Source organism: Micromonospora sp. IBHARD003, assembly GCF_056106285.1.
Genome location: NZ_JBWBBX010000001.1, coordinates 3,438,663 through 3,451,976 on the forward strand (window position 1 = coordinate 3,438,663; position 13,314 = coordinate 3,451,976).

At 69.9% G+C, this 13,314-nt stretch carries 10 protein-coding genes and 1 riboswitch; of the genes, 2 read left to right on the forward strand and 8 right to left on the reverse strand.

Annotation, left to right across the window (positions count from 1 at the left end):
* The first annotated feature begins 428 nt into the window (after positions 1-428).
* Both ACTWOL_RS15255 and ACTWOL_RS15260 read left to right on the forward strand, forming a co-directional pair.
* Positions 429-1,148, forward strand: coding sequence for an ABC transporter ATP-binding protein (locus ACTWOL_RS15255; protein WP_474301171.1), 720 nt, complete (start codon positions 429-431; stop codon positions 1,146-1,148).
* Between the two features lie 129 nt (positions 1,149-1,277).
* On the forward strand, positions 1,278-3,815 hold the full coding sequence (locus ACTWOL_RS15260) for an ABC transporter permease (RefSeq protein ID WP_474297242.1): 2,538 nt from the start codon (positions 1,278-1,280) through the stop codon (positions 3,813-3,815).
* Positions 3,816-3,910: 95 nt separating this feature from the next.
* Here ACTWOL_RS15260 and ACTWOL_RS15265 read toward each other — a convergent pair whose 3' ends face one another.
* From ACTWOL_RS15265 to ACTWOL_RS15300, 8 genes are all read right to left on the reverse strand, one after another.
* Positions 3,911-5,245, reverse strand: coding sequence for a class I SAM-dependent methyltransferase (locus tag ACTWOL_RS15265; RefSeq protein WP_474297243.1), 1,335 nt, complete (start codon positions 5,243-5,245; stop codon positions 3,911-3,913).
* Positions 5,246-5,548: 303 nt separating this feature from the next.
* Positions 5,549-6,940 carry an NAD(P)/FAD-dependent oxidoreductase gene (locus ACTWOL_RS15270; RefSeq protein ID WP_474297244.1) on the reverse strand — a complete coding sequence of 464 codons (1,392 nt, stop codon included), beginning with the start codon at positions 6,938-6,940 and terminating at the stop codon, positions 5,549-5,551.
* Positions 6,941-7,321: 381 nt separating this feature from the next.
* A complete protein-coding gene (locus ACTWOL_RS15275; protein ID WP_474297245.1) occupies positions 7,322-8,236 on the reverse strand; it encodes a Ppx/GppA phosphatase family protein in 915 nt (304 codons plus the stop codon).
* On the reverse strand, positions 8,233-8,775 hold the full coding sequence (locus tag ACTWOL_RS15280; RefSeq protein ID WP_474297246.1) for a DUF501 domain-containing protein: 543 nt from the start codon (positions 8,773-8,775) through the stop codon (positions 8,233-8,235). Before ACTWOL_RS15280 ends, ACTWOL_RS15275 begins: the two co-directional genes overlap by 4 nt.
* A 69-nt stretch (positions 8,776-8,844) precedes the next feature.
* Complete coding sequence (locus tag ACTWOL_RS15285) at positions 8,845-9,309, reverse strand: FtsB family cell division protein (RefSeq protein ID WP_474297247.1); 465 nt, start codon at positions 9,307-9,309, stop codon at positions 8,845-8,847.
* Positions 9,310-9,436: 127 nt separating this feature from the next.
* Positions 9,437-10,717, reverse strand: a complete 1,281-nt coding sequence (eno, locus tag ACTWOL_RS15290) for a phosphopyruvate hydratase (protein ID WP_474297248.1) — start codon at positions 10,715-10,717, stop codon at positions 9,437-9,439.
* A gap of 404 nt (positions 10,718-11,121) precedes the next feature.
* A complete protein-coding gene (locus tag ACTWOL_RS15295) occupies positions 11,122-11,802 on the reverse strand; it encodes a transglycosylase family protein (RefSeq protein WP_474297249.1) in 681 nt (226 codons plus the stop codon).
* A 4-nt stretch (positions 11,803-11,806) separates the two neighbouring features.
* Positions 11,807-12,035: riboswitch (cyclic di-AMP (ydaO/yuaA leader) on the reverse strand.
* A 256-nt stretch (positions 12,036-12,291) separates the two neighbouring features.
* Positions 12,292-13,281, reverse strand: coding sequence for a transglycosylase family protein (locus tag ACTWOL_RS15300; protein ID WP_474297250.1), 990 nt, complete (start codon positions 13,279-13,281; stop codon positions 12,292-12,294).
* Positions 13,282-13,314 lie beyond the last annotated feature (33 nt).

The window sequence follows — 13,314 nt, forward strand, 5'->3', positions numbered from 1 at the left end:
TCCGCGTCGGCTCACGAGACTATCCGGACGGCTCCCCCCAACAGCGGCCCGCCCGTGCGATGTTGTCTTATTTTATTGACGTCTGAGAGAGCGTCAGACCGCATATTCGGCAGTCTTCGCCCGGCTCGACCCGGCTCACGCCCCCCGGACGCTCCCTGCGGGAATGACGGAAAGTCGCCGTCCGACTGCGCTCAGGACCCAGAGGCGCACCGGGAGGTCGCCGTCATACCCGTGCGTCATACCGAAGGACTACGGCCGGGTCCCGCGTCAGACGAAAGAACGTCCCCGGAACGGGCACCGGGACTGACGATCCGGCAGGGTGGCGCACAGCACGATGGTGTGGTCCCTCGAAGACCCCGTGACAGGAGAGCACTCTCGTGACCACCACCCCCACCGCCTACCGCGCCACCGCGGTAGCCGCCCGTGCCATGGATCTGTCCAAGGTCTACGGACAGGGCGAGACCCAGGTGGTCGCCCTCGACCGGGTCTCCGTGGACTTCGGACAGGGCCGGTTCACCGCGATCATGGGCCCGTCCGGCTCCGGCAAGTCCACACTGATGCACTGCGTCGCCGGGCTGGACAGCTTCAGCAGCGGCTCCGTGCGCATCGGCGAGACGGAACTCGGCTCGCTCAAGGACAAGCAGCTCACCCAACTACGCCGGGACAAGATCGGCTTCATCTTCCAGGCTTTCAACCTGCTGCCGACCCTGACCGCGCTGGAGAACATCACGCTGCCGATGGACATCGCCGGACGCAAGCCCGACAAGCAGTGGCTGCAGCAGATCGTCGACCTGATCGGGCTGTCCGAGCGGCTCAACCACCGCCCGTCCCAGCTCTCCGGCGGCCAGCAGCAGCGCGTCGCGGTCGCCCGCGCCCTCGCGTCCCGGCCCGAGATCATCTTCGGTGACGAGCCGACCGGAAACCTGGACTCGCGCTCAGGCGCGGAGATCCTGAGCTTCCTGCGCAACTCGGTACGGGAACTGGGGCAGACGGTCGTCATCGTGACCCACGACCCGGTCGCCGCCTCCTACGCGGACCGCGTCATCTTCCTCGCCGACGGACGGATCGTGGACGAGATACTCTCCCCGACCGCCGACGCCGTACTCGACCGGATGAAGGCCTTCGACGCCAAGGGCCGGACCAGCTGACCCGCGAACCCCGCCGGCTGATCCGCAATCACAGCCGGCCCGCGAACCGCATCGCGGCTGCCGCGCAAGCGCGGCCGGCCCGCGGCCGCACCCAAGACTTCCGGCCCTCTCCCCAGGACTGACACCACCATGTTCCGTACCGCCTTGCGCAATGTGCTCGCGCACAAGGCCAGGCTGCTGATGACCGTACTCGCCGTGATGCTCGGCGTGGCGTTCGTCTCCGGCACCCTGGTCTTCGCCGACACCCTCTCCAACGCCTTCCGCAAAGAGACGGCCAAGAGCTACGACAACGTCGCCGTGGCCGTCACGACGTACGCCGATGCGGCGGACGCCGAGACATCCGCCATCTCCCAGAAGACACTTGACGGGATCGGCAAGCTGGACGGTGTCGCCGCCGCGTACGGCCGTGTCAGCGGCTTCGCCGGGGTCGCAGGACCCGACGGCGAGCTGATCGGCGCCGGCTGGGCCAACACCGGCGCCAACTTCGCCCCCGGCAAGGACGGCAAGGACCCCGCCTACACCTTCACCGACGGCTCGGCCCCGGCGAAGGATGGTCAGATCGCCCTGGACAAGACATCCGCGGACAAGGGCGGATACAAGGCCGGCGACCGGGTCCGGGTCGCGACGAACGGGCCGGTGAAGGAGTACACCCTCAGCGGTGTCTTCACCACCGCCGACGGCGCCGTGAACGCCGGCGGCAGCCTCGTGCTCTTCGAAACCGAGGTCGCCCAGAAGCTGTACCTCAAGCCCGGCTTCTTCACCCAGGTCACCGTCTCCGCCGCCCCGGGCGCCGACGACGCCGCGATCCTGGACGCGGTCAAGCCGCTGCTGCCGGAGGCGGCCGAGGCCGGCACCGGCCAGGACCTGGCGCGGAATCAGGCGGCGCAGATCGAGAAGAGCATGGACACCCTGAAGCAGATGCTGCTCGGCTTCGCCGGCATCGCTCTGTTCGTCGGCATCTTCCTGATCTCCAACACCTTCACGATGCTGGTCGCCCAGCGCACCAGGGAGATCGCGCTGATGCGCGCCGTCGGCGCGTCCCGCAAGCAGATCACCCGCTCGGTGCTGCTGGAGGCCGCCCTGGTCGGTCTTGTCGCCGCCGTGGTCGGTCTCCTGATCGGTATCGGCCTGGCCGCCGGACTGCGCTCCGGAATGGCCGCCTTCGAGCTGAAGATTCCGGCCGGACCGCTCGTCATCGGGGCGTCCCCGGTGATCGCCGCGCTCTCCGTCGGTGTCCTCATCACCATGCTCGCCGCCTGGCTGCCCGGCCGCAGGGCCGCCAAGATCCCGCCGGTGGCGGCGATGAACAGCGTCCACGCCGTTGCCACCACCAAGTCCCTGGTGCTGCGCAACTCCATCGGATCGGTCTTCGCCGCGGTCGGCTCCGTCCTCATCGTGATGGGTGCGGGGTCCGCGGGCGAGAGCGGCCGGCAGCTCATCGCCGGGGGCGCGTTCCTCGCCCTGCTCGGTTTGATCATCCTGATCCCGATGCTGTCCCGGCCCGTCATCGCACTCGCACGACCGCTGCTCGTGGGCGTCTTCGGGGTGGCCGGCAAGCTGGCCGGGCAGAACGCGGTCCGCAACCCGCGCCGCACCGGCGCCACCGCCTCGGCGCTCGCGATCGGGCTCACCCTGGTGACCGGTCTTTCGGTCCTGGGTGTCTCGGCCAGCACGGCGATCGCGAAGACGACCACGGACCGCATCAAGGCCGACTACCTGGTCATGATGGCAAACGGCGGCAGCCTGGACACGTCCGCGCTGAGCGCGCTGGAGAAGGCCCCGGGCGTCTCGGCGATCTCACCGAGGCACCTCTTCAACTTCCAGACCGGCAAGGGCGGGGAGACGTATGTCGGAGCCTCCGGGGTCACGCCCGGCGACTTCGAGAAGGTCCTGAATGTCACGGTCGTCGGCGGCAGCCTGGACACGCTCGCGAAGGGCGAGGTCGCGATCACCGAGGGGACGGCCAAGGAGCAGGGCTGGAAGCTCGGCGACAGCATCCAGGCCACCTACGCGGACCAGAAGAAGGACACGCTGAAGGTCGGCGCCGTCTACAAGGGCAGCGACACGCTCTCCGGCGTGCTCATCGACGAGAAGATCGCGAAGGCCCACGATCCCAAGCCGTACATCCCGGAGATCTACGTGAAGATGGCCGGTGGTGAGTCCGAGGCGGGCAGGAAGGCCCTGGCCGACGCCCTCGGCGGCAACCCCGCGATCAGGGTGATGGATCAGAAGGACATCCGCGACCAGTTCGGTGGCGAGATCAACATCATGCTGAACATCCTCTACGGCCTGCTGGCGATGGCGCTGATCATCGCGGTGCTGGGTGTGGTCAACACGCTGGCGATGTCCGTCTTCGAACGCCAGCAGGAGATCGGCATGCTGCGCGCGATCGGACTGGACCGCCGCAGGGTCAAGCGCATGGTCCGTCTGGAGGCAGTGGTCATCTCGCTCTTCGGCGCGGCGATGGGCGTCGTCCTCGGGGCGTTCCTCGGCTGGGCGATCGGCGAGTCCTTCGCGGACAAGATGCCGGGCTACGAGCTGGTGCTGCCCTGGGGCCGGATCGCGATCTTCATGGCGCTCGCCGGACTGGTGGGTGTGCTCGCCGCGCTGTGGCCGGCGCGCAACGCCGCGAAGCTCAACATGCTGAACGCCATCAAGGCCTCATAGCCACCCCCCACGGGTACACGCAGGGCCGGGCCTCCCGTACGGGAGGCCCGGCCCTCGTGCGTCCGCCGGCGCGGATCCCGGCCGACGTGCGTACGTCACTCCCGGCGGGGCACGGACTCGGTCCACTCACGCGGGCGCAGCGGCAGCCCGGAGGAGCCGCCCTCCGGGGTCTTCACCGCCAGGATCTGGTTGACCCCGATCCTGTTGTGCTCGAAGGCCAGTGCGCACGCGGCCATGTAAAGCCGCCAGACCCGGGCGCGGCCCGGCGAGGTGAGCCGTACCGCGTCCGGCCAGGCCGACTCGAGGTTGGCCACCCAGATCCGCAGGGTGCGGGCGTAGTGCTCGCGGATCGACTCCACGTCCCGCGCCTCGAAGCCGGCGCCCTCCAGGATCGACAGGGTGGTGCCGACAGGTGCCAGCTCCCCGTCGGGGAAGACATAGGCGTCGATGAAGTCGTCCACCTGGTAGGCCGCTTCGTCCTTCTCGGGACGGCGGGCGATCTGGTGGTTCAGCAGCCGCCCGCCGGGCTTCAGCAGCCCGTGCAGCGCCTCCGCGTACTCCCGGTAGCGGGTCGTGCCGACGTGCTCGGCCATACCGATGGACGAGATCGCGTCGTAGGGGCCGTCCCTGACGTCCCGGTAGTCCTGGACACGGATGTCGACGCGGTCGGTCAGCCCCTCCTGGGCGACGCGCTTGCGGGCGTACGCGGCCTGCTCGCGCGAGAGCGTGACGCCGGTGACCTGGACGCCGTACTCCCGGGCCGCGTGGATCGCCATCGAGCCCCAGCCGCAGCCCACGTCCAGCAGCCGCTCGCCCTCCCGCAGCGCCAGCTTGCGGCAGATCAGGTCGAGCTTGTCGCGCTGGGCGTCTTCGAGGGTGCCTCCGTCCCGCCAGTACGCGCACGAGTACACCATCGAGGGCCCGAGCACCCGCTCGTAGAAGTCGTTGCCCACGTCGTAGTGGTGGCTGATCGCCTGCCGGTCGCGGTTCCTGGTGTGCAGGGGGCCGCTGCGCCTGCGGACCTCCTCGGCGGGCGGGGGCGGGGGCAGCCAGACGCGCGGGCCGGCCAACTTCAGCAGGTCCCCGAGGGCGGCGGCCGGACGCGGGTCGCGCAGCGCCTGTGCGCGCTGCAGAACGCGCTGCCGGCGGCCACGGGGCTCGTCGTGTTCCCAGATCAGCGCCGAGAGCCCGTCCAGGACCTCGTACAGGTCTCCCTCCACGTCGATCTCCCCGGCCACCCAGCCCCGGGCCAGGCCGAGTTCGCCCGGCTTCCAGATCAGCCTGCGCAGGGCGCGCCGGTGCCGGATGACGAGGACGGGCGCGCCGGGGGGTCCGGCCTCGCTCCCGTCCCATGCACGGATACGGACCGGGGGCGGCGCCCCCAGCAGGTTCTCGGCAAGAGTGGTGAGCCGCGAAGCGGCATCGGCCATGGCGCACACCTCCGTATGACGGTTTCCGGAAATGCCCAACACCACGTAAACACCGTCGGCGTCCTGGCGCAGTCCCCTGAGCGCGCAAATGGACGGCAAAATAGGTGTCTTCGCCATCTTTCAGCCCGAGCGGGAAGGATTCCTGCCAGGACGGGAACGTTTTGGGCCCGGGCCGCTTTCGGCCCCGGCACGCGTCCGGCCTCCGCAGGAGCGCTCAGCCCGTGCGGGAACGCCGAAGGGGCCGTCCGCACCACGGATGGCGGACGGCCCCTTCGGGACGTGCGGGCTGTACGGTTCAGCCGGTCAGGACGCCTTGGCCTTCGCCGGGGCGGCCGCGGCAGCGGCGGCGGCCGGGGCCGGAGCGGGCTTGGCGGCCTCGTAGAACTCCTCACGCGGCGTCTCGATGGCGCCGAGCGAGACGACCTCGCGCTTGAGGAACATCGCGAGCGTCCAGTCGGCGAAGACGCGGATCTTGCGGTTCCAGGTCGGCATCGCCATGCCGTGGTAGCCACGGTGCATGTACCAGGCGAGACGGCCGCGGAGCTTGATCTTCACCTTGCCCATGACGATCATCGCGACGCCCTTGTGCAGGCCGAGACCGGCGACCGCACCCTTGTTGGCGTGGCTGTACTCCTTCTGCGGGAAGCCCCGCATACCGGAGATGACGTTGTCGCCGAGGGCCTTCGCCTGACGCAGGGCGTGCTGGGCGTTCGGCGGGCACCAGGCGTTCTCGACACCGGCCTTGCGCGAGGCGAGGTCCGGGACCTGGGCGTTGTCGCCGGCGGCCCAGATGTAGTCGGTGCCCTGGACCTGGAGGGTCGGCTGGGTGTCCACGTGACCGCGCGGGCCGAGCGGCAGGCCGTAGCGGGAGAGCGCCGGGTTCGGCTTCACACCGGCGGTCCACACGATGGTGTTGGAGTCGGCCTCGAGGCCGTTCTTCAGCACCACGTGGCCGTCGACGCAGGACTCCATCGAGGTGTTGAGGTAGATCTCGATACCCCGGCCCTCGAGGTGCTCCTTGCCGTACTTGCCGAGCTTGGGCCCGACCTCCGGAAGGATCTTGTCGGCGGCGTCGACCAGGATGAAGCGCATGTCCTCGCGCTTGATGCTCCGGTAGTACTTCACCGCGTCGCGGGCCAGGTCCTCGACCTCGCCGATGGTCTCGGCACCGGCGAAGCCACCGCCCACGAAGACGAACGTCAGCGCCTTGCGGCGGACGTCCTCGTCCGTGGTGGAGTCGGCCTTGTCGAGCTGCTCGAGGACGTGGTTGCGCAGACCTATGGCCTCCTCGACGCCCTTCATGCCGATGCCCTGCTCGGCGAGGCCGGGGATCGGGAAGGTGCGGGAGACCGCGCCGAGCGCGATCACCAGGTAGTCGAACGGCAGCTCGTAGGCCTCGCCCACGAGCGGCGCGACCGTGGCGACCTTGCGGTCCTGGTCGATGGTGGTGACGCGGCCGGTCAGTACCTCGGCCTTCGGCAGCACGCGTCGCAGCGGGACGACGACGTGCCGGGGCGAGATGCTGCCTGCGGCGGCTTCGGGAAGGAAGGGCTGGTACGTCATGTACGACCGCGGGTCGACGACCGTGACGGTCGCCTCCCCGTACCGCATCTTCTTCAGAATGCGACGAGCTGCGTACAGGCCTACGTACCCACCGCCTACTACGAGGATCCTGGGACGCTCCGTGGTGCTCATGCCATCGAGTATCCACCCCGCTTGGTGGGGTCGCTCGTGAGCCCCTTCACAAGCACGTGCCGACCTTCTGCTACACTCCGCCGCCCACGTGACCGAGGTCATGAAGGGGACGGGGAACCACCACGTACCCGGGAACGTTGCAACAGCCTCCTGAGCTGGACCCACGGCCGGTACCGGACGGTGAACCACTGCCTTGGTCCCGGCGGACGTCATGCCACGGATGCCTGTCGGACCGTGGGCGGACAGGCGGAGTTGGGCAGAAAAACAGGCCCGGAGGACCGTCGACGGGCACTTTCGACGGCCCAGCGGACCCATTTCCTTGTGAAGAACTTCACGAAGTTTCTTTCGGTGCCCCGTCCCAGAGGCCGGAACGGGGCCGCGTCAGGCGATGGACCAGGCGATTCCGTCCAGGATGTCGTGCTCGCTCACCACGACCTCACCGATGCCGGTGCGCTCCATGATCTCCAGCAGCACCATCGCCCCGGCGGCGATCACATCCACCCGCCCGGGGTGGATCACGGGGATCGCGGCGCGCTCGTCGTGCGTGGCGGAGAGCAGGGTGCGGGTCACGTCGGCGACCTGCTCACGGGAGATCCGGCAGTGGTGGATGACGGTCGGGTCGTACGCCCCGAGTCCGAGCGCGATCGCGGCGACCGTGGTCACCGAACCGGCCAGCCCCACCAGGGTCCGTGCGTCGCGGATCGGCACGGTCCGCTCGGCGAGGTCCAGCGCGGCCCCGATGTCGGCCCGCATCGCGGCGACCTCGTCGGCGGTCGGCGGATCGCTGCGGACATGCCGCTCCGTCAGTCGTACGCAGCCGATGTCCACGGAACGGGCGGCCTCGACCCGGGAGTGCCCGACCACGAACTCGGTGGAGCCGCCGCCGATGTCCACCACCAGGCGCTCCTCGTGTCCCGGCAGTTCCCTGGTGGCGCCGGTGAAGGAGAACTCGGCCTCCTGGTCCCCGCTGATCACCTCGGGCTCCACACCCAGGATGCCGACGACACCGCGCACGAAGTCCTCGCGGTTCTCGGCGTCACGCGAGGCGGAGGTCGCCACGAAGCGCACCTTCGTGGCCCCGAGCTCCTCGATGACCCCGGCGTACTCACGGCACGCGGCGAACGTGCGCTCCAGTGCCTCGGGGGCCAGCCGGCCGGTGCGGTCGACGCCCTGTCCGAGGCGCACGATGGTCATCCGGCGGTCGAGCTCCACCAGTTCGCCGGTCGCCGGGTCGGCGTCGGCGACGAGCAGCCGGATGGAGTTGGTACCGCAGTCGACGGCGGCGACGCGGGTCACTCGCTCTCCCCGGGGGTCTCGTCCGCGCACGGGGTGACGCAGGGGCCCTTCGCCCACCACTCCGGCAGCATCGCGATCGCCTCGTCCCCGAGCGGGTTCACTCCCGGGCCCGCCGCCAGGGAGTGGCCGACCAGCACGTGCAGGCACTTCACCCGGTCCGGCATGCCGCCCGCGCTCGGGAAGCCCTTCAGCTCCTCGATGGCGTCACGGCGCGCGATGTAGTCCTCGTGCGCGGCGCGGTAGGCCGCGGCGAGCTCGGGGTCGGTCGTCAGGCGCTCGGTCATCTCCTTCATGACACCGTTCGCCTCCAGCGTGCCGATCGCCGAGGCCGCACGCGGGCAGGTCAGGTAGTACAGCGTCGGGAACGGTGTGCCGTCCTCGAGGCGCGGGGCCGTCTCGACCACGTCCGGGTTGCCGCAGGGGCAGCGGTGCGCGATCGCGCGCAGACCGCGCGGCGGGCGGCCGAGCTGGTCCCGGAACGCGGCGATGTCCGCCTCGGTGGGCGGGGTGTGCTCGGTGGTCGGAGGAGGCGTGTCCATGGATGCGTCTGTCTCTTCGCTCGTTCTCGTTCGTGGCTTCTTCGCCGGTGCGGCCGTGCGGCCACAGCACTAGCGTCCCGCGTCGGCGTGGTCGACGTCGTCCCAGACGTTCGCGTACCAGGGACGGCCGACACCGTCGTGCCGGGCACGGGTCTGCTCACCGGTCCTGGGGTCGATCATGATGTAGCCGGTCTCACCCGGCAGGACCATGTGCAGATGCTCGCGGGCCAGCCGCCGGACGTACGCGTCGTCCCCGAGCCGCGCCTTCTCGTCCCGCAGCCGCTCCACCCGCTCGCGGGCCGCTTCGGCCAGCCGCCGCTGCTCGGCGACCTCGTTGCGCTGCGACACGTACTGCCGCGTCGGATAGGCGAGGGCGACGATCATCGAGCAGACCACCAGCGCGAGGAAGGCCGCGCGCCCGGTGAGCCGGGAACGGCGGGCCTGGCGGCGCGTCTGCGAGCGGTAGACCCGGGCGGCGGTCTGCTCGCCGAGCAGTCGCAGCCGGGTCGCGGTGGAGAACCGGTCCCGGGCCATGTGCGCCCCTCCCCTTTTATGTGCCCACTATGTGCCGACGTCCCCGCACACGGTACGGGACCGGGTGCGGGGACGTACGGAAGCGGGCGTCAGCCCGCGGTCGCCGAATCGTCCGGCGCTTCGGGCGTCAGCCCTTGAAGCGCGGGAAGGCGCTGCGGCCCGCGTACACCGCGGCGTCGTCGAGGATCTCCTCGATGCGCAGCAGCTGGTTGTACTTGGCCACGCGCTCGGAACGGGCCGGGGCACCCGTCTTGATCTGGCCGCAGTTGGTGGCGACGGCCAGGTCGGCGATGGTGACGTCCTCGGTCTCGCCGGAGCGGTGGGACATCATGCACTTGAAGCCGTTGCGCTGGGCCAGCTCGACGGCGTCCAGGGTCTCGGTCAGCGAACCGATCTGGTTGACCTTGACCAGCAGGGCGTTGGCGGCGCCCTCCTCGATGCCACGGGCGAGACGCTCCGGGTTGGTGACGAACAGGTCGTCGCCGACCAGCTGCACCTTGCTGCCGAGCTTCTCGGTGATGATCTTCCAGCCGGCCCAGTCGTCCTCGAACAGCGGGTCCTCGATGGAGACGAGCGGGTACGCGTCGACGAGCTCCGCGTAGTACTCGGTCATCTCGGCGGCGGAGCGCTCCTTGCCCTCGAAGACGTACGCGCCGTCCTTGTGGAACTCGGAGGCGGCCACGTCGAGCGCGAGGGCGATGTCCTTGCCGGGCGCGTAACCGGCCTGCTTGACGGCCTCGAGGATGAGGTCGAGGGCCTCGCGGTTGGAGTCCAGGTTCGGCGCGAAGCCGCCCTCGTCACCGAGACCGGTGGACAGGCCGCGCTCCTTCAGCACCTTCTTCAGGGTGTGGTAGACCTCGGTGCCCCAGCGCAGGGCCTCGGAGAAGGACTCCGCACCGATCGGGGCGATCATGAACTCCTGGATGTCCACGTTGGAGTCGGCGTGCGAGCCGCCGTTCAGGATGTTCATCATCGGCACCGGGAGCAGGTGCGCGTTCGGACCGCCCAGGTAGCGGAAGAGGGGGAGGTCGGAGGCCTCGGACGCGGCGTGGGCGACGGCCAGCGAGACACCGAGGATGGCGTTGGCACCGAGCGATGCCTTGTTGTCGGTGGCGTCCAGGTCGAACATCGCCTGGTCGATCAGGCGCTGCTCGGTGGCGTCGTATCCGACGAGCTCCGGGCCGATCTGCTCGATCACGGCGAGGACGGCCTTCTCGACGCCCTTGCCCATGTAGCGGTTCTGGTCTCCGTCACGGAGCTCAATGGCCTCGAACGCACCGGTGGAGGCACCGGAGGGAACAGCAGCACGGCCGGTGCTGCCGTCGTCGAGGCCGACCTCGACCTCGACCGTGGGGTTGCCTCGGGAGTCCAGGATTTCCCGGGCTACGACGACGTCGATGGACGGCACGAGCATCTCCTTCTGGGATGTGGCGCTGAAAGTGACGTATGCGAAGCACCTGCGGTACAGGTGCGGCGCGGGGTCGGTGCAGGGTCGCTTCGGCCTTGCGACATGAGCCTAACCGGACCGGGGGGATCGGCCGGCCGCTGCCCGGCCCGTGGGACGAAAAAGGAAGCCAAAGCGGCAGAAACCCCGACCCGGGGCAACCTCCCGTGCCCGAAGGACTACGGAGAAGTTGCACCGGGCCGGGGTTTCCGGGGGGACGGGTGTGCTGCGAAGGGGCGGGTGTGCCGCCCGGTGGTCCGCCGGGTCCACCGGGCGACGGCCCGCGGAGAGACCCGGGATGTTCCCTCTGGATCTCCCTGGTTCCGGGGCGGGGAGTCCCCTGGGCGGGGGCCCCGGAGCGGGGTGGGTCAGCGCAGGTGGAGCAGCTGACCGGGGTAGATCACATCGGCGTCGTCGACGATGTCCTTGTTGAGGTCGAACAGCCTCTGCCAGCCGCCCTTGACCTTGTGCTTCTCGGCGATCTGGCTCAGGGTGTCGCCGGACTTCACCTTGTACTCGCCGTCGCCCTTCTTCACCGGGGCGGCGGGACGCTCGGAGCGGGTGGTCGGGGCCTCGGCGCGCTTCGGGGCCGGAGCGGCGGGCTTCGCCTTCGGGGCAGCCTTGGTCTTGGCGGGCTTCGGAGCGGCCTCGGCGGCGCCACCGGTGTACGCGGCGCGGGACAGGTTCACGCCGCAGTGCGGCCACGCGCCCTTGCCCTGGCCGGCCAGGACCTTCTCGGCGATCTGTATCTGCTGGCTCTTGCTGGCCTTGTCGGCGGTGGAGGCGAAGGCGGTACCGCCGAAGGCGGCCCAGGTGGAGGCCGAGAACTGCAGGCCGCCGTAGAAGCCGTTGCCGGTGTTGATCGACCAGTCGCCACCGGACTCGCACTGGGCGACGGCGTCCCACTCGGAGGCGGTCGCGGCGGAGGCGGTCCCCGAGATCATGAGCGGCGCGGCGATGGCGGCACCGGTGACGCCGGCGGCGTAGGTGGCGATACGGGCGGTGCGCGCGGACGGGCGGCGGTGCTTGCCCTTGCCGGAAAGCAGCATGGAGTTATCCCCTCACCGACGCCTGCGAGGTGAGCTGTCGGGTTCGGGCCGATGGGGTGTCCCCCGTTCCGGTCGGACTGGGCATCCGACGGAACCGGAAGACGAGTTGCCCGGCCGCGCGACCTAGCGCGCGGCTTCACCCCAAGCCGCTCCCGCCCACCCTCATCGGGCTCATCGGGCCGTTGCGGCACTTACCTTGGGTCCCCCGCTCCTGCCTACGGCGCTTGACGCGACGGCTGTTCCCTACGACCGACGGCAGGATTCGGCGTGACGGTCGACGGGGCCCGCGATGGCGAGCGGTCAGACCGTAAACACACCTCTCCCCGATGTTCAAAGGAGGAACATCGGGGAGAAATCACCCATATCTGACGGGGCCTGATGTCCGTTTTCGCAGGTGAGAGGTGGGATGGCCCTACTTGGCGGGCATCCGGGGTCAGTTGACCGGAAGAGACTCATGTCTCACTTGCACAGAAGTGGACATAAGCACCCTTACCGCTTCGTCAACTGCCCCTGCTCCGGGGTGAGATCGAGGCTCTGGCCAGGAGTGATGAAGTTGGCGTTAGAGCCGACGACATCCTCGTTCGCCTTGTAGAGCGCGACCCAGCCGCCGGGCACCTCGTGCGCGTCCGCGATCAAGGAGAGGCTGTCGCCGGAGCGGACGATGTACTCATCCACCGCACCGGCGGCATCCCGTGTCGATCCGTCACCCCGTGAGGCATGACGACCGGATTCATACTCATCGCCCGAATTGCCCGCCTTACCCTCCTCTGCGGGGGTGCCGCGGCGCTTGCCGGAACCGGCCTCGGTGCCGTTGCTCACACCCTGGGAGGAGTCGGCCGAATCGGACGCGTCCGCGTCCTGCTTGCCCTGCGCGTCCTGCGCCGGGGATCCGGCCGGCTTGGACGCCTCGCGCATCGTCTGCCCTTCGGCACCCGTGGACGAGTTCTGCCCCGGCTGCTCCCCGCCGGACGACGGGGAAGCCTGGGGCTCCGCCCTCACCGCGTCCGCACCGTCACCGAAGGAGGGTGCGTCCACCTCGTCGTCATCGCCCTGGGAGCCCAGCGTCCGGCCCGTGGCGCCGGGGTCGACCCGGGGCGAGGACGAGTCCTTGATCAGCCCGGTGACCGCGGCACAGCTCTCCCACGCCGACGGGCCTTCCGCGGCGAGCACCTTCTCGGCGACCGCGATCTGCTGCGAGCGGCTCGCCAGGTCGGGCCGCGGCGCGTACGCCGTGCCGCCGTGCCGCTCCCAGGCCTCCTGGGAAAGCTGCAGCCCGCCGTAGAAGCCGTTGCCGAGGTCGGCGCTCCACATTCCGCCGGTCTCACAGTTCGCGACCCGGTCCCAGGTACCGGCGTCGGCGGCCGACGCGGCACCCGCGCCGAGCAGCGGGATGGCGATCGCCGATCCTGTCACCCCTGCCGCGACGAAGAGGGCGGGAGCCTGGCGGGGGCGGCGGTGTCGACCATTCCCGGAGAGCATGCGTGGGCCTTTCGTGTGACGACAGGGGACCTG